We start from the raw sequence: 19,334 nt of genomic DNA on the forward strand, positions 1-19,334 counted from the left end.
CCTCACGGCGCACCGACCGTCGAATTGCGGTCGAGCACGTCCTGCACAGACCCCGAGTAGAGAACCTCCGTACCGACCTTCACCTCGACGGTGCTCGCGTCGTCCGACGTGGCGGAACCTGTGATCGCCTCGTTGTCGGTTGTCTCCCCGAGACATTCGATGTCTGCTCCGGTACCGGAGCAGACCGGCGCGACCAGTATCTCGATTCCCTTCTCGAACAGAACGTCGTTCACTGCGTAGCGGAGGTCCCCGAGTTCGGCACCGCCGACCGGCGCGAGCGCAGCGGTCTGCGAGCATCCCGCGCACGCCACCACGGCGGCGACCAGGAGAGTCTTCCTGCACACTCCGTTCATCGGCCCTGCCTCGTCTCGTAGGCGATCAGTCTCGCGTGCTCGTCCAGGTGTTGCTGCTCGAGCGCGGCGTCGGTGATGGCATTCAGATCGAACGGCGCAGGCAGGAGCAATTCGGTGTTGCGATCCAGGCGCGACCCTCGACGCATCAGCGGATTCTCGGCCCAGTCGTTGGCCGCCAGTTCGCGGCTTCGGGACGCCAGATCCAGGTAGCTGCCGCTGTTTCCCGGTGTGATCGGCGACGCGTGATCGAGCACCGTGGTGAACAGCGACAAAGTTCCGTCCCGGTTGTCGACGATCTCGACCACCTGCTGCTGCTGCGGGAAATCGATGCACGATGCGGTGGTGATCTCCCAGAACCCGCGTCCGCCGCTCGAATGCGCCAGAATCTGGTTCTGATGGGTGTGGCCGTTGAGCCAGCCGATCACCACGGGATACTTCAACAGCAGATCGATGAATTCGTCTGCGCCGTAGAGCTTCCCCGATTCTCCCGGACGCTGCGCTCGGTTCTCCAGCGTGAGACTGTTGTGATGGGTGTAGATCAGCACGAGCTTGCGCTCGGCCTGCGCTTTCTCCAATTGCTGGGTGAGCCAGTCGAATTGATTCTCGGGCACCGCACCGTCGGGGCCGGCGACGGCGTTGCAGGTGTCGAGTCCGAACGTTCGGATGTTCGGGGTGGGGTCTGCCGCCCACCACGTCTCACCGGAGTCGAGATTGTGCTGGGTGAAGCCGTGTCCGATCGGTCCCGGTGTCGGGGTGGTCTCGAAGTGCTCCTGCATGAACTCGCGTTGCTCGAACAGGTACCGTGCCGGGTCGGCCGACACCGCGCGAAACCCCGGTCGCGCACCGGATCCAACGCCCAGCGCATCGACCATTCTCTGCAGTGGACTGGCCGTCGACGCGTAGCCGGCCAGGGCCGAGGTGGCCGTCGCCTCGAGGGTGTACGACTTGCGGCCCCCGACGGCGAGCGCGTGCAGCTGCGAGGACAGGTCGAAGGTGCCGAGCAACAGAGTGTCGTGGTTGCCGTAGACCGAGTACCACGGCACGGGCAGCCCCACCGATTCGACGGTTCCCGACATCGCCTGGGTGAGAAGGTCGGGAAGCGTCGGGAATCCGTAATCGCCGAACGACCCTCCCGAAGGGTCACCGGGTCGGTAGGCCCACTGCGCCTCCGGCCAGGCCTGAACACCCTCGAAGATGTCCGCGGCCCCACTCGTCGGCCGGACCGGTACGCCGTCGAGAACGTCGATGTACCAGCGCAATTCGAGGTGCGAATGCATGTCGGCACTGTCCCCGGTGACCACGGCAGCCCCCATCGGTGCGCCGGTGACCGGGCTGATCCGCGCGTCCGCGAATGCCTTCACCATCGCCGCGGTGACGTGCACGGTCAGCGGGTCCTGCGGATGGAACGCCGAACCCCAAGCGGCGTGGTCGGAGACGATCATGGGCTCGATGCGGCCGGGCGATTGGGCGTCGATGACGTGCATGTCCGACAGGTGCCCGAGGTAGAGCAGCGACCGTCGCGACTGCACCCTCGACGGGTTCGGCGCTCGTCCGAGAACGTCGACGCGTGCGACGTACGGCTCCCCCGGACCGGCACCGAGCACGCGGTACTTCCCCGGCCCTGTCGAGGATCGCAGGATCGTCTGCGCGAGAGTTCCGGTTCCGCCCGCGTCCACGGGCTGGGCGTGCGCCGCAAGAGCCTGACCCAGCACGTGGGGTGCGATCCCCCACACCGCCGCGAGTGTCCCCACTCTCGCTACGAATTGTCTACGCGACAGCCCGGTCATGGAACTCCTCGGATCCGAAAACGGCACCACGTGCGCCTCGCATCCGACGAGGTGACTGCCTATTTTTACAGGGCAGACCGCAGATCGGCTCGATTTCGCCGTGTTCAGGGCACGACGGTCACCGGCCACCGTCCCGCTTTGACCAATCGCACCGCCACCGAGCCGGCGATTCGGTGTCCGGCAGTCTCGGACGCCCCCACCACGACGGCGTCGGTACGCAATTGCTCTGCCACGGCGAGCAGCCCGTTGTACGGGTCACCCTGTGCGGTTCGGAACTCCCACCGCACGTGCTCCCGATCCCCGAACCGGGCAGCCGACGTTCTGATGTAGTCGAGCAGCTCATCGGCTATCTCTTGACCGGTTTCGACGAGCGCAATGCCTGCCTGGCCCCACGAGGCCGTCGCAATGGGTTGCACGTACACCAGCACCAGCAGCGACCGCTGCCTACGGGCGAGCCCTGCCGCATAGGCAGCAGCACGCCAGGACGAATCGGACCCGTCGACGCCCACCACGATCGATTTCGGTCCGTCGTGGCCGTACTCGAACCCGGTGGACTCCTGCGCATCGCTCACGACCTGAGGCTACTGCCGAGACCCGACTGTTCGTACCCCCAGCCGCCTGGCGGTACGGTAAGGAGCACCTACGCCCGGTTATCGGGGAGACGGTTCCACACGCGACGGGAGAAGCAATGAACGACGACCGACAGTTCGACGCCCCGTCCACCGACCCGGCTACTGTGTTCGCGGCCCTGGCCGACATCGTGTACCGAGGCACCACCGCCGAAGAGGTCTACACCGCACTGTGCAATGCAGCCACGCTGTTGGTCCCGCATTGTGACCACGCCAGCTTGATGTTGATGCGCCACGGGAAGGCTGTCACGGTCGCAGCCTCGGACGACATCGCGCGTGTCGTCGACGATATCGAGCGCGCTACCGGCGAAGGACCGTGCCTGGACGCGATCACCAGCGAGGCAGCCCAGCTCGAAGCCGACTTCCGCACTCCCACCCAGTGGCCGGCGATGGCTCGCGGTGTGTTGAACCGGACGCCGGTACGAGGCGCGATGGGATTTCGACTCAAGGTCGACGAACAGAAGGTGGGCGCGCTCAATCTGTTCACCGATCGTCCCGGCGTTTTCGGCTCGGACAGTGTGGACAAGGCAGTCATTCTGACGGCCTTCACCTCGATCACCGTCGCCGCCGTGATGAACGGCGAAGAAGCGTCGACGCTGCGCGCCGGCCTCGAGAGCAACCGTGAGATCGGCAAGGCGATCGGCTTGATCATGGCCCTGCACGACGTGAACGGCGACGAGGCGTTCGCGCTGTTGCGCAAGTCTTCCCAAGATCTGAACGTCAAGATCGCCGATCTCGCGTCCACCGTGGTCGCGCGACACAGCAAAGGCCTGAAGGGCTGATCGGCAGCGCTCAGTGTGCGCCCTGAACCTTCTTGGGAAGCGCGAAGACCAACGCCAGCGCAATCACACTGAAAGCTGCGCTGACAGCCATTGCCATGGCTGCTCCGTGCAGAAAGCCCGACCCGACGGTGTCCGGCCCGGTGATCTCGAGCGACCCGAACAGCACGCTGCCGATCACTGCGATGCCGATCGCCGAGCCGACGCGCTGCATCGTGGAAATGACGCCGCTCGCGGCTCCCGCGTCGTCGCGATCGACGGTCGCGACGATGAACTGCGCGTTGGGTGCGATGAACGCACCGTTGCCGAGACCCGCGATGAACAGTGGCACCATCAGCGTCCAGTGCGAGATCGTGTCGGCGGAGCTGGTCGCGAGGATGATCCACAACCAGATGAGCCCGATCGAGACGAGGGACGCGCCGAGTATCAGAACGGTACGCCCGAGTCGGATCGTCAGCCTGTTGCTCTGCGAGGCGGCGATGATGCTGCCGATCGCGAAGGGTATGGACACCAGGCCCGATGCCAGTGCCGTGTTGCCGAGTCCGGTCTGCCACAGCAGCGAGATGGTGAAGAAGATGCTCGTGAAGGCAGCGAAGTAGACGAGCGCGAGGATCACGCCTCCGGTGAACGCCGGACGGGTGAACAATCGCGGTGGTACCAACGGATTCTGTCCGCGGCCCGTCCGAATCACTTCCCACCAGCCGAACAACGCGATCAGACCGAGTCCCGCTGCGATCGTCAGGTAGGTCCACATGGGCCAGCCCAGTTCCTGGCCCTCGATCAGCGGAACGAGCAGCGCGATGAGACCCGCGGAGATGAGCACCAGTCCGAGCCAGTCGATTCCGGGGCGCGCAGCCGGTTCGGTATCGGTCTTGCCCGGAAGTAGCACGGCAGCCGCGACGAGACCGACGATCCCGATCGGCAGGTTGACCCAGAACACGAGCCGCCAGCCGTTCTCGTCGCCGAAAGCCTGGATGATCAGGCCGCCGGCGATGGGACCGAGCGCGGTCGACACTCCGATGACGGCACCCATGATGGCGAATGCCTTGCCTCGCACCGGCCCTGGGAACAACAGCTGGATGAACGCGGTGACGGCGGGAACGAACATGCCGCCCGCCAAGCCCTGAACGACTCGCGCGACGACCAGTTGCAGATCGTCCTGAGCCAGCCCGCACGCGAAACTCGCGAGGGTGAAGAGTGCCAGACCGGTGAAGAAGACCCACTTGTGACCGATGCGGTCGCCTACCTTGCCCGCCGGGATGAGAGCCAATCCAAAGGCAAGTGCGTACCCCGAGATGATCCACGACAGAACCGATTCCGACGCTTCCAACGTGGTGCTGATCGTCGGCAATGCCACGTTGACGATGGTGGTGTCCAGCAACGCCATGAACATCCCCAGCAGCAGAACCACGAGCGCTTTCCAGGCGCGTGCGGGCACCTCCGTCGAGGGTGGTGTTGCTGAGGCAATGCTGTCGGTCACAGTGCTGTCCTTCGTCGTTGTCGCCGAGCAGTATCGGCCGACCGATTCTCGGTCACTGTCCGATCATTGCCGACGCGACGAAGACCCACGACAGTCCTGTGGCCAGAACCACGAACCCCGATGCCACTATCCGGCCGCCCCACACTGTCTCCACGAGAGCAGTCTCCGCGTGAGCGGTCACCCCTGCCGTACCCGTAGGTGTCATGATCTGTTTCCCACTCTGCATCCGCGACCCTCGCCATTTCCGGCCGGTGGATACCCCGGGAACCCGCACCGAAACTACGGTGCTGCGACAACCGCCTCCACCGCGTCCAGAAAGGGGTGCTGGGAGGCGAGCAGTTTCGTTCTCGCCTGCGCCAGCGGAAACCACTCGACGCGATCGACCTCGGGAAACGACTTCATGAGACCGGATTTCGGCGGCCATTCGATCTCGAATGTGTTGCTCACCGCATTCGAGACATCCAGATCGGCCTCGACGCCGAACGCGATGACGATCTTGCCGCCGCGCTGCCTGACGGTGCCGAGTTCGATGTGTTCTCCGCCTGGCACATCGACACCGACTTCCTCTCGGAATTCCCGTCGCGCCGCCGTCCAGGGGTCTTCACCATCGGTGATCAGCCCCTTGACGATGGACCAGGCTCCGTCGTCCTTACGCGCCCAGAACGGTCCTCCGGGGTGAGCGATCAGGACTTCCGGACCGTCGACACCGACGCGATACAACAGAATTCCTGCACTGGTGTGGACCATCGCCTCAGCCTGCCATCGATTCGGAGGGAGAAGTCCTTCGCGCCGTCGTGCCGCGAACCCGGGTAACAGTTATTGTCTACCGATGCAGGAGCGTGCAGCGTCCACCAGGCAGGCCGTACTCCAAGGAGCCGCCGCCAGTTTCGAGAAGTTCGGTTACGGCACAGCAAGTTTGAGCACCATCATCGCCCATGCCGGGGTCAGCAAAGGCGCGATGTACTTTCATTTCTCGTCCAAGGAAGATTTGGCGCAGGCAGTTATCGACGCGCAACTGTCCATGGCGGCGAGCGCGAGTGCCCTCATCATGGAGCGGACGCCGAAGGCCTTGGATGCCTTGATCCTGGTGAGCAAGGAATTGGGACGCCAACTGCAGACCGAATCCATCGCCCGCGGGGGTATGCGGTTGACGCTGGAGTCGGCCATCGCGGACAGCCCCAATGCGCGCGCGTTCGAGGACTGGATCGGCAAGATGGGTGATCTGGCCGCACGTGCTCAGGCCGAGGGCGACATCGTCGACGGTATCGACGCGCACACGCTCGGTCGATACATCGTCGCCTCGTTCACCGGCGTACAGACGGTGTCGGAGATGTTGACCGGACGCGCCGATCTACAGCAGCGGCTGACCGAGATGTGGCAGATGTTGCTGCCCGCGGTGGTGCCGCGCCGACGCCTCCCGCGCGTGATGGCAGTCGCCGAAGACGCCCTTATCGACTGGAGCGATCGGTAGGGGCCAACCACGGTTCGGACGTCACCGTGACGGACATCGCCGACAGCACCTCGCCGTCGTGCTCGAACTGAATGCGAAAGACGCCGTCGGTGGAGTCCGTGTCGACGATCACCGTGCACGGGTTGGTCCACTCGGCGAATCCCATGAATCTCACCTCGCAGGAGGTGAAATCCAACGTCGGTGTTTCGGTCGCCAGACGCAGAGCCTGACGGGCCGCTTCGAGCATCGTCACTCCCGGCAGATACTCGACCGAATGGTCGAACATCGCCAAATTTCGCGGATCCGGCGCGACGACGATCGTGCCGTCGGATGTGTGCCGTGCCAGCACCACGTCGGACGGATCGAGACGGCCGACGGAGGACGCCGGGACCACCTCGGTTCCGGCCGGCAGGAAACGGAAGTGGGGGTCGGCCACGGTCGACTTGCGGAACTGCGAATACACCTCGGGTCCGATGGTCCGCACCGACGCCGTCCCCGACGCGACGAGGTGGCTGCCGTTCAGGAGTCGGGCAGACAGCTTCATGTTGTCCAGCGACTCGTTCTCGAACGTCACGTCGGTCGTGATCGACTCTGCGACAAGCGAATCGTCGATGTCGTCGACCGAGAGCGGGTCCAGGATCTCGAAACGGGAGTGCCCGATGAACACCACGTGATCGAGTGGCACCCCGTGGTTGACGTGGCAGAAGAGGCTGATCGCTTGGCGCAGAGCCTCGGCCACCATCAACGAGTCGTGGGTTCGGCGCACCGGCGCGAACATGCGATGCGACGTGGGGAACTGAACGGCCGCCCGATGGGTTCCCTCGACGGTCTCGTAATCGGTCAACAGAACGTCGCCCGGCGACCTCCGATGCACGAGGTGCCGTGGAACTGTTGCTGCGTAACTCAAACTCATGAAGCCCCTTAAAACCGACCGACCCGGCTTTTTATAGCACTGTTGAGCCACCGGGATCGCTCGTTCAGTATGTCGCGGGAGACCGACAAAACTGGCATCGGTCGAAGGGATTCATTCAATCGATATACAGAAATAACCGTCACGATCTGTTAACTAACTCGAACTCTCGGTACCACTTGTTTCAATACGTTCACAGGCGGTGCCGGGGGCCTCGTGCGGCTCACTCCAGACAGCAAAAATCCCCGCCCGGGCGAACCGAACGGGGACTGCGCTCCCCCACCTGGACTCGAACCAGGAACCCTTCGATTAACAGTCGAATGCTCTGCCAATTGAGCTATGGGGGATTACCTCGCGGCGTCACACTCTCGTGCGAGCCGTTGGAAACAATAGCGCACACCCCCTGCCGAGTACCAAATCGCCCTGCTCGAGGTTCGTCGGGCAAGATGGAAGAACAGCCGCACGCTCTAGGGAAGGACCTACTGATGATTCGTTTGGTACTGGCGGCTGGAGCTGCTTATGTGCTCGGCGCCAAGGCAGGACGGGGCCGGTACGAGCAGATTCGCAAGACTGCGAACGCCGTTGCGTCGAGCCCCGCCACCAAGAAGGCGATCGAGGTCGGCCGTCAGAAGCTGTCCGATTCCCTGAACACGCAACCGCGGCTCGAGCCGATGCAGCCGATCGACGACGAGACCCAGGTCTTCGTTCCCCGCGATCAGCTGCGGCGCTAACCGACCTCGGCCACACTTCCGACGGCGAGCTCGAGCAGACTGCGGCGGTACTGTTCGAGGGCGATGAGGTCGCCGAACAACGCGTTGTAGTCGTCGGGCTTCTCCACCGGTGACATGCGCTGCAGTTTCGATTTCAGTTCGGCCACCTGTTGGCCGACCCACACCTCCTGCAGCCGTGCGAGTACGCCCGAGATGTAGCGGGTGAGGGCGTCGTCGGCCACGCGCATCGGGTCGACGGCCAACTCGGTGACCAACGACACGACAACGGCGTCCTTGGCCTGTTTGGCCACGGCGTCGACCCACTCCCCTCCGCCCAGGCCTGCAGCGGTGCCGCCGGCAGCGGCCACCGCGTCGCGGACGGCCGAATACGCCGGATGGTGGAAGCTCTCCGGCGGCAGTGAATCGAACACCGTGCCTGCCACGGCAGGCATCTGCAGCACCGCCTTGAGCGCTTCTCGCTGCGGCCACAGTGTCGGATCGGTGGGATTGGGACGCGGAGGACCCGTAGGGACCGGTGCCGGAGCGGCCTGACGCTTCTCGAACGGGACACGTTTGCCGCTCGTGTCGCCCCTGGCACCCTTCTTCGCCTCGTCGCGCACTCGGGCGAGCACCATCGCGGTGTCGTCCCAGCCGGTCCACCCGGCCAACTGCCGGGCGTACTCGTCCCGCAACGACGCGTCCTTGATGCGGGCAACCACCGGGACGGTTCGCTTCAGTGCCTCGACGCGACCCTCAGGCGTATCCAGATCATGTTCTCGCAGAAGTGATTTGACCACGAAGGCGAACATCGGGGTACGCCTGGCGACCAGATCGCGAACGGCGTTGTCGCCGGACTTCAGTCGTAGGTCGCACGGGTCCATTCCGTCCGGGGCCACGGCTACGAACGTCTGACCCGCGATCTTCTGATCACCCTCGAACGCCTTCATCGCGGCGGCCTGGCCGGCTTCGTCGCCGTCGAAGGTGTAGATCACTTCCCCGCGAAAGTAGCTGTCGTCCATCATCAGTCGACGCAGCATCGCCAGGTGGTCCTCGCCGAATGCGGTTCCACAGGACGCCACCGCAGTCTTGACGCCTGCCAGATGCATCGCCATCACGTCGGTGTAGCCCTCCACGATGACGGCTTGATGGGACTTCGCGATTTCCTTGCGCGCCAGATCGAGGCCGAACAACACCTGAGACTTCTTGTACAGCATGGTTTCCGGGGTGTTGATGTACTTACCCGGCATCGTGTCGTCGTCGAACAACTTGCGCGCACCGAAGCCGATGACGTCGCCGCTCTGGCTGCGAATGGGCCACACCAACCGGCGCCGGAAGCGGTCGATGGGCGTTCCGCGCTTGCCGGGTGTCGCCAGCCCCGCGTCGACGATCTCCTTGGCCTCGAACCCCTTGCCCAGCAGGTGTTTGGTGAGGGTGTCCCAGCCGTCGGGTGCGTACCCACAGCCGTAGGCAAGGGCAGCGTGCCCGTCGAAGTTGCGTTCGGTCAGGTAATCCCGCGCGGCCTGTGCGTCGGGGCCACTGAGCCTGCCCGCGTAGAACTCCTGCGCTGCTGCGTTGGCGGCGATCAGTCGCGCACGGGTGCCGCGGTCGCGCTGAACCGACGGGCCTCCGCCCTCGTAGGAGATCGAATAGTTAAGGCGGTCGGCCAGTTGCTCGACGGCCTCGACGAACGAGATGTGCTCGATCTTCTGCAGGAAGGAGTAGGCGTCACCGCCCTCGCCGCAGCCGAAGCAGTGATAGTGACCGTGATTGGGGCGAACATGGAACGACGGGGATTTCTCGTCGTGGAAGGGGCACAGCCCCTTCATGGAGTCGCCGCCCGCGCGCTTGAGCGAGACGTAGTCGCCGACTATGTCCTCGATCCGTGTGCGTTCGCGAATGGCGGCGATGTCGCGTTCAGGAATTCGGCCGGCCACGAAGGGCAGTCTAGTCCCGATCCGGACCTACCCACATTCGGTCGGCGGAGCGATCAGCCCCAGCTGGCCTGAGCTCCGAGTGACCGCTTGTCGATCAGTTCGAGTCGACTTTCGGTGTACGAGGCGATCTGGTCGACGACCACACGAGTCCGTTCCGCATCGCTGTCGGCCCGCTGCCACGCGGGCACCAGAATGGGGTCCAGTTCGCCAGGAGCAGAGCGCATCAACCACTCGGCGACGCGGTGGATCCGGTCGCGTTGGCGCTCCTGACGGATCTTGTGTCCGGCATCGGACATCACGTACCGCAACGCCATCGTCTTGAGCAGTGCAACTTCCGAGCCGACGATCGACGGCACCACCAGATCGGCGTCGTATCGGCTCAGCGGCGCAGTGCCGTACTTCTCGTGGGTGCCCTCGATGGCGGCGGTGGCGAAGCGGCCTACCAGTTCGCTGGTCATGTGCTTGAGCGCCACGGATGCGGCGAGAGTGCCGTCGTAGCGTCCGACCGCGACCACGACGGGCATCCTGGACAGTCGATCTGCGGCCTCGATCAGTTCCTCCACATCGAGTCCGCGGAATTCCGAGACGCCGAGTTCGGCGAGGGCGCGTCGCTCGATCGGATCGGACAGCGCCCGTAGGTCGATGCGGGCGTCGATCACACCGTCCTCGACGTCGTGCACCGAGTACGCCACGTCGTCGGACCAGTCCATACTCTGCGCTTCGAGGCACTTGTGCTTGTCCGGAGCGCCGTCACGTACCCAGCCCAAGATGGCGGAGTCGTCGTCGTAGGCACCGAACTTCGCGCCGGGGGCGGGCCTGATCCATGGGTACTTGGTAGCGGCATCGAGCGACGCCCGGGTCAGGTTGAGTCCTGCGCTGCGGCCGTCGGAGTCGAGGATCTTCGGCTCGAGCCCGGTCAGAATGCGCAGGTTCTGCGCGTTGCCTTCGAACCCACCGCAATCCTGAGCCACTTCGTCGAGGGCGCGTTCACCGTTGTGTCCGTACGGCGGGTGGCCGATGTCGTGCGCCAGCCCGGCGAGGTCCACCAGATCCGGATCGCTGCCGAGCCCCTCGGCGATACTGCGGCCGATCTGCGCGACTTCGAGCGAGTGCGTCAATCGTGTGCGCGGGGTGTCTCCGTCTCGAGGACCGGTGACCTGAGTCTTGTCGGCGAGCCTGCGCAACGCGGCGCAATGCAACACGCGCGCTCGATCACGTGCGAACGCGCTTCGATGCGAGGCGTTGTCTGCCCCGGACCGCAGTCCTGCGGTCTTCGGGGGTTCGGTGACGAATCGTTCGACGTCGTGCGCCGAGTACGTGCCGGTCATCTACTGGCCCGCCGTGTAGGAGAAGTCCGCGGTGAAGTGGGTCAGCTGATACCACAGCAGAGCGCCTGTCTCCCTGGCGATTCCGTGTGCCTGGGATTCTCTGGTGTAGACCGCGGGCCCGGTGCGCGTGGGCGAAGTCCAGGCATCGAGACCGGCGTCGCGCGCCATGGTTCGGGTGCGTAGTGAATGCCACGGATCGCTGACCAACACCACCGACGAACTGCCCTGCTCACGCAGTGTGTTGCTCACCGCCTCGATGCTCTCGAGGGTGTCCGAGCCGGTCTCGACGGCGATGATGGCGTCGGCAGGAACACCCTGATCGATCAGATAGTTGCGGCCCGACGCGGCCTCGGTGAACAGGTCGCCCTCCTGCTTGCCACCGACCGTGACGATCTCGGGGGCGATTCCCTGCTCGTACAGCGACGCGGCCTGGGACAGTCGTGCCTCGAACACCGTCGAGGGTGTGCCGCTGTACTGAGCAGCGCCGAGTACGACGATGGCGTCGGCCTTGGAGTAGTCGTCGATGCGCGCCACCTGCCATACCCGCACCGCTGTTCCCGCGACCAGCACCAACGACATCAGTACCACTCCCGCGACCAGCCGACCGGTCCAGCGTCCGAGCGTTCCGAAGAAGCCGAGGCGCTCGGGACCTGGGTCCGGGGCATACCGGTCGTCGTACGGATCGCCGTACGAATCTCGGTCGAGAGTTGAATTCACTCTTCGAGTTTGCCAGGCCCAGGCATCGGAACCGTCACGGCGCGCCTCGAACGACCTACAGCCACCCTCGATCCTCGGCCACCCGGACCGCCTCGGCCCTGGTACTGGTGCCGGTCTTTCCGATCGCCGACGACAGATGATTGCGCACCGTGCCCTCGGAGAGATGGACCTGAGCAGCGATGGACCCAGCGGTCCCGCCCCTGGCAGCCGCGCGGAGAACCTCCTGCTCTCGGGCCGTCAGTGGAGAGACGCCATCGGTGAGGGTTTCGGTCGCCAGCGTCGGATCGACGACGCGAAGCCCCATGTGTACGCGCCGAACGGCGTCGGCCAGCTGCTTGGCGGGAGTGTCCTTGACCACGAAACCCGACGCACCCGCATCGATGGCGCGTCGCAGGTAGCCGGGTCGCCCGAACGTGGTGACGATCAGCACCCTCGACTGCGGGGCCACGAGCGCCAGTTCGGCGGTGACCTCGATACCGTTCTTGCCGGGCATCTCGACGTCGAGCAGGACGACGTCGGGTCGATGTTCGAGAACGGCGGCGGCAACCTCGTCTCCACGTCCCACCTCGGCGACGACCTCGAGATCGTGTTCGAGCCCCAGCAGGGCCGCAAGTGCGCCGCGCACCAGGGCCTGATCGTCGGCCAACAACAACCTGATGGTCATCGCGCCTGCGTCCTATTCACCGTGTACCTCCACCCTGAACCCACCGGTCGGCACCCGGGCGATCGTCAGTGAACCACCCGCTGCCGTCACCCGTTCACCGAGACCGCGCAGACCATTGCCGCCGGACTGCTGGTCTGCCGGTCCCACCCCGTCGTCGACGATGGAGATGCTCGACGCCGTCAGCGTCACCCTGCACTGCCGTGCACGCGAGTGTCGAACCACGTTGGTCACCGCTTCGCGGAGCACCCAGCCGAAGAGTTCTCGATGCCGCGGCGGCACCACGTCGGCGTCGCAGGGCAGATCTGCTTCGATCCCCGCAGCGGTCAAAGCCGTTCGTGCACTGGCCAACTCGGATCCGACGTCGACCTGACGCATGCCCCCGACGGTACTGCGCACATCGGCGAGCGCTTGCCGAGCAAGGGTTTCCAACTCGGCGATCTCGACGGCCGCGCGGGCGGGGTCGATCTCGATGAGCCTGCCCGCCAGTTCGCTCTTAACGGTGATGACGGTCAGCGAGTGGCCCAGGATGTCATGCACGTCCCGGCTCATGCGCTCGCGTTCGGCCACGATGGCCAGGTCGGCCAATTGCTGCCTGGCCACGGCCAATTCGTGATTGCGCTGGAAGACCTGCGTGATCCCCCACGCCGCGGCCGCGCTGATCAGCAGCTGAAATGCGAAGAAGGTGTCGGGCTCCCAGGACGAGATGAAGCGTGGCACCGCTTCGACGAGCGCGACCATCACCAACACCAACACCCACGCTTGCCTGACCGGCAGGGTCATCATGGCCAGTACTGCGATGTAGACGGTCGCGCCGAATGCGGTGGTTCCGATCCACACACTCATGAACACGGTCAGCGTGATCATGACTCCGAGCGCGATCCACGCCTGCGAGACCGGCAGCGGCTTTCCTCGGCGGTGTCCGTTACGAAAACGCCAGAAGGTGGACGTGAACACGGCACCGAAGGCAACGATCGTCATGACCCCGGCAACCTTCGCCGGCGTGTATTCCAGAGCGAGGATGTCGTTCAACGGATAGATCAGGTACACCAACCAGATGGCACCGAACATCCAGCCGAACCGCCAGATCCGTCCCTCGGGAAGGTCGGCGGTGAACGTGGTCATGTCGCCCACGGTATCTCTGTGGACGACATGATCAGCGGTTTCGGTCTCACGCACGCTTGGTGTCTTTCCGGAACAGCAGCGCCGCTCCGGCGACGAACACCGTCGCCCACACCACCAGGTTCACCACGGCGATCATCAGAGTGCCCGCATCGGCGGAGGTGAACGGTGCCCGGGATACGGTCGCCAGGCCGTAGAGCGGGGTGAACTGGGCCAGCATCGGAAACCAGCCGCTGTCACCGAGCGGGACGAACAGTCCGCCGGCCAACGCCAGGAAAGCCAGCACCGGTCCGAGGATCTGCATGACGTTCTCCGAGGGCAGCAGGTAGCCCATGAACAGCCCGAACGCGGCGAACACTGCAGAGCCGAGCCACGCGATCACTCCGCAGCTGATCCACACCCAGATCGGCATGTCCGCCCCGAAGAATTTCGCGACGACGAACACCACGACGATCGCAGCGGCACCCATCGTCATGGCCACCAGAACCTTGGTGATGATGTAGGCCACGGGCTTCAACGGCGTCAGGCGGAGCTGCCTACTCCACCCCTGCGCCCGTTCGACCGACACCATCGCTCCCCCGCTCGTGGTCGCGAGCATCGCGCCGTAGACGGCCATGCTGATGGCGATGTAACCGGTGACGTTGCCGTGCGCGAACGGGTAGTTGGTCCGGTAGTCGGACTGCGTGCCGAAGATGACGAAGAACACCGGCGGCATCACCAACGTGAAGATCAGAGTTCGCTTGTTCCGGAAGAGCCTGCGGATCTCGAGTCCGAGGAAGGTCGGCGAAAACCCGCCCCAGGCAACGGCTCTGGCAGAGGTACGGGTGGCTGCGGAGTGTGCGGTCGTGGTCATCGAATGCTCCCGGCGAGGTCGTTTTCGGCTGTGTCGTTTTCGGAATCGGTGGTCAGGGCGAGGAATGCGTCTTCGAGGTTGCGCGAGACGATTTCCAGATCGGTCGCGTGTGCATCGTTGAGTAGGTACCGGGCCACGGCGTCGGAGTCGCGTCCGTGCACGATCACCCGATCGCCACGTGTGTCGACGCGGTCCACCCCCGGCAGAGCCAGCAACACCGACTGGTCGACGCCGGGCAGCGTGGCGGTGACGGTGCGCCCAGCGGCCAGGTTCTTCACCTCGGCGGCGCTGCCGTCGGCGACGATCTTGCCGTGCCGCACCAGCACGATGCGGTCCGCGTAGGCGTCGGCCTCGTCCAGATAGTGCGTTGCGAACAGCACCGTGCGGCCGGTGCTGGCGTCCTGGCGAATGGCGTTCCAGAAGTCGCGGCGCCCCTCGACGTCCATGCCGGTGGTCGGCTCGTCCAGCACCAGCAGATCCGGATCCGGCAGCAGAGCGAGCGCGAATCGAAGCCTTTGCTGCTGACCGCCGGAGCATTTCGCCACTCGACGGTCTCCGATATCGGCGATGCCGGCCCGGGTCAGTACCTCCTTCACCGACCGGGTGTGGGCGAACAGTGCCGAGGTCAGCTCGACGGTTTCGCGGACGGTCAGATCGCGAAGCAGACCGCCGGTCTGCATGACGGCCGAGATGCGCCCCTGGGCGATCGCGTCGGCGGGAGTTCCACCGAACACCGACACCGAACCTGTTGTGGGTGTCGCCAGGCCGAGCATCATGTCGATGGTGGTCGTCTTTCCCGCTCCGTTCGGCCCGAGAAATGCGACGACCTCGCCCGGTTCGATGGACAGGCTCAGCCCGTCGACCGCCCGGACCGAGCCGTAGGTCTTGGTGACGCTGCGCAGTTCGACTGCTTTCGTTGTGGTCATGGGAATCACTCTGCTGCGGCCGAGCGACTCCGACCTCGTTCGGGCGTCACGATTGCGAGGTGACAACTGTCATGCATCCGAATCGACCTGCTCGATCTCACGGGCGCGCAGCCGGTAGATTTCAGGCCATGGCAGTCCAGCACCGGCGGCACACCAGCGCCCCAGTCGTTCGAGAAGCAATCCACCGATTTCGTCGTCTCGCCGCCGTGGGTGCTCTGACCCTCTTCGCCGCGGTCCTGCTCGCGCCGGGAGTTGCATCCGCCGAGGCTCCGTCGCGGCTGGCCACACAGATCACCGACAACGTCCAGGCACTCGACCCGGATGCACTCGCCGAGGTGCAGACCTCGATCGACGATCTCTACGGCAGCAGCCAGGTTCGGTTGTGGGTCACCTATGTCGCGGACTTCGACAACATGTCGGCGGCGAACTGGGCCGAGCAGACGTACCAGAGAAGTGACCTCGGCCAGCGCGACGTTCTGCTCGCCGTGGCCACCGTGGACCGTTCGTACTACCTCGCGGTGAACACCGGCCTGTCTCAGATCACCACCTCCGAACAAGATTCGATCCGTGTCGACGATGTCGAACCTGCACTGCGCGAAGAAGATTGGTCCGGTGCGGCCATTGCGGCCGCCGGTGCACTCGGCGACGCGTACGCCTCGAGCGGCAGCGGTGGCTCGTCGGCACCGCTGCTGATCGGCGTCGGCGCACTGGCCGTGGCAGGCGGCGGAGCCGTCGTCTACTCGTCGCGCCGCAAGAAGGCCCGAGTCGCCGCAGAGGTCGAGGCCGTGGCGAAGATCGATCCGAGCGACCCGGCCGCACTGGCCGCCTTCCCCATCGACGTCCTCGACACGCGGGCCAAGGAAATCCTGATCGAGACCGACAACGCGGTGCGCGCCAGCGAAGAGGAATTGAACCTCGCCCGTGGAGAATTCGGAGATTCCGCCGCCGCGCCGTTCATCACTGCTCACGACAACGCCAAGAAGGCTCTCGCAACCGCCTTCGAGATCCGTCAACGCCTCGACGACGCCATTCCGGAAACTCCCGAGCAGCGACGGGCGATGCTCGTCGAGATCATCTCCTCCTGTGGCCAGGCCGATCGCGAACTCGATTCGCGGGTGGAGGAATTCGACGGGTTCCGCGATCTCGTGATGAACGCCGACGCCCACCTCGACGAACTGACCCAGGCGGTCGTCGGCTTGACGGTGAGAATTCCGCAGTCCGAATCGGTTCTTGCTCAGCTGCATTCGGACTTCTCCGAATCGGCGCTGAACTCGATTGCCGACAACGTCACGATGGCCAAGGAGCGGATGGCGCTGGCCGAGGAGAACATCGAGGCCGGACGCTCGGCGGCGGCACTCCCGCCCGGCAAGCAGGGGCCGGCGGTCACCGCGATTCGCACGGCCGAGCGAGCCGTCGACCAGGCCAAGACCCTGCTCGACGGCGTCGACCATGCCCGTGACGACATCAGGCATGCCATCGCAACCCTGCCCGACGCCATCGCGGACGTGAGACGCGACATCGAGCAGGCTCGTGGATTGGCCGAACACGGCGGGGCCGAACTGCAGGCAGCCATGACAGCCGCACAGACGGCATTGAAGAACGCGGAGACGGCGCAGTCCTCGGACCCTCTCGGCAGCTACACCGCCCTCGCCGAAGCCGATGCCGAACTCGAGAAGATCGTCGACGAGGCGTCGGCGGACAAGGCCGCCGAGGACCAACTTCGGGCCCGCCTGGATCGCGACATCGCGGCCGCTCAGGCGCAGATCACCGCCGCTGCGGACTACATCTCGACGCGCCGCGGCGGAGTGGGTGCCGACGCCAGAACGCGCCTGTCCGAGGCCGAACGACACCTCGGTGCGGCGCGTCAGCTCGAACCCGAGAACCCGGACGAGGCCCTCAAGCACGCGCACGCTGCGAGCCAATTGGCCTCGCGCGCATCGCAGATCGCCCAGTCCGACGTGCAGAACTGGGAGAATCGCCACGGTCCGCGCGGCGGCAGTAGCGGCGGCAACATCGCCGGTGCAGTCCTCGGCGGCATCCTGATCAACAGTGTGCTGCGTGGTGGGGGTGGCGGAGGATTCGGTGGCGGATTCGGCGGTGGCGGGGGCTTCGGCGGCGGCGGTGGTGGCGGCGGATTCGGCGGTGGCGGCGGCCGCTTCTAGTTTCTCGACAGACATACGACAGGGCCCGATCTCATCGCGAGATCGGGCCCTGTCGTGTGTGTGAGGTTCCTACGCGCCGATCAGACGAGACGCGATGTAGCCCTCGACCTGATCGAGTGCCACACGCTCCTGCGCCATGGTGTCGCGCTCGCGGATGGTGACGGCGTGATCGTCGAGAGTCTCGAAGTCGACGGTGATGCAGAACGGGGTGCCGATCTCGTCCTGACGACGGTAGCGGCGACCGATTGCTCCGGCGTCGTCGAATTCGACGTTCCAGTACTGACGCAGTTGCTGCGCGAGATCTTTCGCCTTGGGCGTCAGATCGGCGTTACGCGAGAGCGGGAGCACCGCGACCTTCACCGGGGCCAGACGACGGTCGAGCTTGAGCACGACGCGCTTGTCGACGCCACCCTTGGCGTTGGGTGCCTCGTCCTCGGTGTACGCGTCGACGAGGAACGCCATCAGCGAACGCGTCAGACCGGCCGCAGGCTCGATGACGTACGGGGTGTAGCGGGTGTCGGTGGCCTGCTCGTAGTAGCTCAGATCCTGGCCCGACGCCTTCGAATGCACCGAGAGGTCGTAATCCGTGCGGTTCGCGACGCCCTCGAGCTCACCCCACGCGCTGCCCTGGAAGCCGAACTTGTACTCGATGTCCACGGTGCGCTTGGAGTAGTGCGACAGCTTTTCCTTGGCGTGCTCGTAGAGCCGCAGGTTCTCCGGGTCGATACCGAGGTCGGTGTACCACTTCATGCGGTAGTCGATCCAGTACTGATGCCACTCGTCGTCCTCGCCGGGCTTGACGAAGAACTCCATCTCCATCTGCTCGAACTCACGGGTGCGGAAGATGAAGTTTCCGGGAGTGATCTCGTTACGAAAGCTCTTGCCGATCTGGCCGATGCCGAACGGCGGCTTCTTGCGTGAGGTGGTCAGCACGTTGGCGAAGTTGACGAAGATGCCCTGTGCGGTCTCGGGACGCAGGTAGTGCAGGCCCTCTTCGTTGTCGACCGGGCCGAGGAAGGTCTTGAGCAGGCCCGAGAAGGCACGCGGTTCGGTCCAGGAGCCGGGCTCACCGGTTTCGGGATCGCGAATGTCGGCGAGGCCGTTCTCCGGCGGGTGGCCGTGCTTTTCCTCGTAGGCCTCGATGAGGTGGTCGGCGCGGTACCGCTTGTGCGTGTGCAGCGACTCCACCAGCGGGTCGGAGAACGTCTCGACGTGGCCCGACGCCTCCCACACCTCACGCGGCAGGATCACCGAGGAGTCCAGCCCGACGGTGTCGTCACGGCTGGTGATCATGTTGCGCCACCACTGCTTCTTGATGTTCTCCTTGAGCTCGACGCCCAACGGACCGTAATCCCAGGCCGACCTGGTACCGCCGTAGATCTCGCCGCACGGGTAGACGAGGCCTCTGCGCTTGGCGAGGTTGGCGACGGTTTCGACTTTGGACTTGGGTGCCACTGGCGGAGCTCTCCATCTTCGGTTACATCGTGTAAGAGGTGACGTGGGCGTTTTCGCCCTGATCAGACTATCTGGCTC

The 19,334-nt window shown here is 65.0% G+C and carries 19 protein-coding genes and 1 tRNA gene; 4 read left to right on the plus strand and 16 right to left on the minus strand.

Going from position 1 to position 19,334, the window contains the following annotated elements; genetic code table 11:
* Positions 1-2: 2 nt before the first annotated feature.
* The 3 genes from AB0362_RS14345 to AB0362_RS14355 form a co-directional block, all read right to left on the minus strand.
* Positions 3-353 (minus strand): hypothetical protein, encoded by a 351-nt coding sequence (locus AB0362_RS14345; RefSeq protein WP_317548618.1) that lies wholly within the window; start codon positions 351-353, stop codon positions 3-5.
* The gene (locus tag AB0362_RS14350) at positions 350-2,140 is read right to left on the minus strand and encodes a TIGR03767 family metallophosphoesterase (RefSeq protein ID WP_317808915.1); all 1,791 of its coding nucleotides are present in this window, start codon (positions 2,138-2,140) and stop codon (positions 350-352) included. The genes AB0362_RS14345 and AB0362_RS14350 overlap by 4 nt, the downstream gene beginning before the upstream one ends.
* A gap of 104 nt (positions 2,141-2,244) precedes the next feature.
* Entirely contained in the window at positions 2,245-2,712 is a 468-nt protein-coding gene (locus tag AB0362_RS14355) for a universal stress protein (RefSeq protein ID WP_317784421.1), read from the minus strand.
* Positions 2,713-2,828: 116 nt separating this feature from the next.
* Between AB0362_RS14355 and AB0362_RS14360 the strand changes: the two genes are divergently transcribed.
* Entirely contained in the window at positions 2,829-3,551 is a 723-nt protein-coding gene (locus tag AB0362_RS14360; RefSeq protein WP_269593819.1) for a GAF and ANTAR domain-containing protein, read from the plus strand.
* 10 nt (positions 3,552-3,561) lie between these two features.
* Here AB0362_RS14360 and AB0362_RS14365 read toward each other — a convergent pair whose 3' ends face one another.
* The 3 genes from AB0362_RS14365 to AB0362_RS14375 form a co-directional block, all read right to left on the minus strand.
* Positions 3,562-5,028, minus strand: a complete 1,467-nt coding sequence (locus AB0362_RS14365; RefSeq protein ID WP_317808914.1) for a DHA2 family efflux MFS transporter permease subunit — start codon at positions 5,026-5,028, stop codon at positions 3,562-3,564.
* Positions 5,029-5,080: 52 nt separating this feature from the next.
* On the minus strand, positions 5,081-5,233 hold the full coding sequence (locus AB0362_RS14370) for a hypothetical protein (RefSeq protein WP_156516304.1): 153 nt from the start codon (positions 5,231-5,233) through the stop codon (positions 5,081-5,083).
* Positions 5,234-5,307: 74 nt separating this feature from the next.
* Entirely contained in the window at positions 5,308-5,775 is a 468-nt protein-coding gene (locus AB0362_RS14375) for an NUDIX domain-containing protein (RefSeq protein ID WP_317808913.1), read from the minus strand.
* An 82-nt stretch (positions 5,776-5,857) separates the two neighbouring features.
* Between AB0362_RS14375 and AB0362_RS14380 the strand changes: the two genes are divergently transcribed.
* Positions 5,858-6,499, plus strand: coding sequence for a ScbR family autoregulator-binding transcription factor (locus tag AB0362_RS14380; protein ID WP_317808912.1), 642 nt, complete (start codon positions 5,858-5,860; stop codon positions 6,497-6,499).
* Here the strand turns inward: AB0362_RS14380 and AB0362_RS14385 are convergent.
* Both AB0362_RS14385 and AB0362_RS14390 read right to left on the minus strand, forming a co-directional pair.
* Complete coding sequence (locus AB0362_RS14385; protein WP_317784425.1) at positions 6,477-7,391, minus strand: AfsA-related hotdog domain-containing protein; 915 nt, start codon at positions 7,389-7,391, stop codon at positions 6,477-6,479. The two genes, AB0362_RS14380 and AB0362_RS14385, sit on opposite strands and share 23 nt — an antisense overlap.
* Positions 7,392-7,662: 271 nt before the next feature.
* Positions 7,663-7,735: transfer RNA gene (locus AB0362_RS14390), tRNA-Asn, on the minus strand.
* 138 nt (positions 7,736-7,873) lie between these two features.
* Between AB0362_RS14390 and AB0362_RS14395 the strand changes: the two genes are divergently transcribed.
* On the plus strand, positions 7,874-8,119 hold the full coding sequence (locus tag AB0362_RS14395; RefSeq protein ID WP_068052299.1) for a hypothetical protein: 246 nt from the start codon (positions 7,874-7,876) through the stop codon (positions 8,117-8,119).
* Here AB0362_RS14395 and dnaG read toward each other — a convergent pair.
* Genes dnaG through AB0362_RS14430 form a run of 7 tightly spaced genes read right to left on the minus strand, consistent with a single transcriptional unit; the run spans position 8,116 to position 15,639 of the window.
* Positions 8,116-10,032, minus strand: a complete 1,917-nt coding sequence (gene dnaG / locus AB0362_RS14400) for a DNA primase (protein WP_317548632.1) — start codon at positions 10,030-10,032, stop codon at positions 8,116-8,118. The two genes, AB0362_RS14395 and dnaG, sit on opposite strands and share 4 nt — an antisense overlap.
* A 53-nt stretch (positions 10,033-10,085) precedes the next feature.
* Positions 10,086-11,360, minus strand: a complete 1,275-nt coding sequence (locus AB0362_RS14405) for a deoxyguanosinetriphosphate triphosphohydrolase (RefSeq protein ID WP_317548633.1) — start codon at positions 11,358-11,360, stop codon at positions 10,086-10,088.
* The gene (locus AB0362_RS14410; RefSeq protein WP_149406190.1) at positions 11,361-12,077 is read right to left on the minus strand and encodes a YdcF family protein; all 717 of its coding nucleotides are present in this window, start codon (positions 12,075-12,077) and stop codon (positions 11,361-11,363) included.
* 55 nt (positions 12,078-12,132) lie between these two features.
* On the minus strand, positions 12,133-12,741 hold the full coding sequence (locus AB0362_RS14415) for a response regulator transcription factor (protein WP_317548634.1): 609 nt from the start codon (positions 12,739-12,741) through the stop codon (positions 12,133-12,135).
* A 12-nt stretch (positions 12,742-12,753) separates the two neighbouring features.
* The gene (locus AB0362_RS14420; RefSeq protein ID WP_317808910.1) at positions 12,754-13,863 is read right to left on the minus strand and encodes a sensor histidine kinase; all 1,110 of its coding nucleotides are present in this window, start codon (positions 13,861-13,863) and stop codon (positions 12,754-12,756) included.
* 46 nt (positions 13,864-13,909) lie between these two features.
* Positions 13,910-14,713: an ABC transporter permease gene (locus AB0362_RS14425; protein WP_317548636.1), complete on the minus strand. Its 804-nt coding sequence runs from the start codon at positions 14,711-14,713 to the stop codon at positions 13,910-13,912.
* Positions 14,710-15,639: an ABC transporter ATP-binding protein gene (locus AB0362_RS14430; protein WP_317784426.1), complete on the minus strand. Its 930-nt coding sequence runs from the start codon at positions 15,637-15,639 to the stop codon at positions 14,710-14,712. The genes AB0362_RS14425 and AB0362_RS14430 overlap by 4 nt, the downstream gene beginning before the upstream one ends.
* A gap of 128 nt (positions 15,640-15,767) precedes the next feature.
* Here AB0362_RS14430 and AB0362_RS14435 point away from each other — a divergent pair, with 128 nt between their 5' ends.
* The gene (locus AB0362_RS14435; protein WP_317548638.1) at positions 15,768-17,801 is read left to right on the plus strand and encodes a TPM domain-containing protein; all 2,034 of its coding nucleotides are present in this window, start codon (positions 15,768-15,770) and stop codon (positions 17,799-17,801) included.
* A gap of 69 nt (positions 17,802-17,870) precedes the next feature.
* On the opposite strand, the gene AB0362_RS14440 is transcribed toward AB0362_RS14435, so the two are convergent.
* Complete coding sequence (locus tag AB0362_RS14440) at positions 17,871-19,256, minus strand: glycine--tRNA ligase (protein WP_094640185.1); 1,386 nt, start codon at positions 19,254-19,256, stop codon at positions 17,871-17,873.
* Positions 19,257-19,334: the final 78 nt, after the last annotated feature.

The sequence above is a fragment of the Rhodococcus sp. NPDC079359 genome, from assembly GCF_040702585.1.
Classification (GTDB): domain Bacteria; phylum Actinomycetota; class Actinomycetes; order Mycobacteriales; family Mycobacteriaceae; genus Rhodococcoides.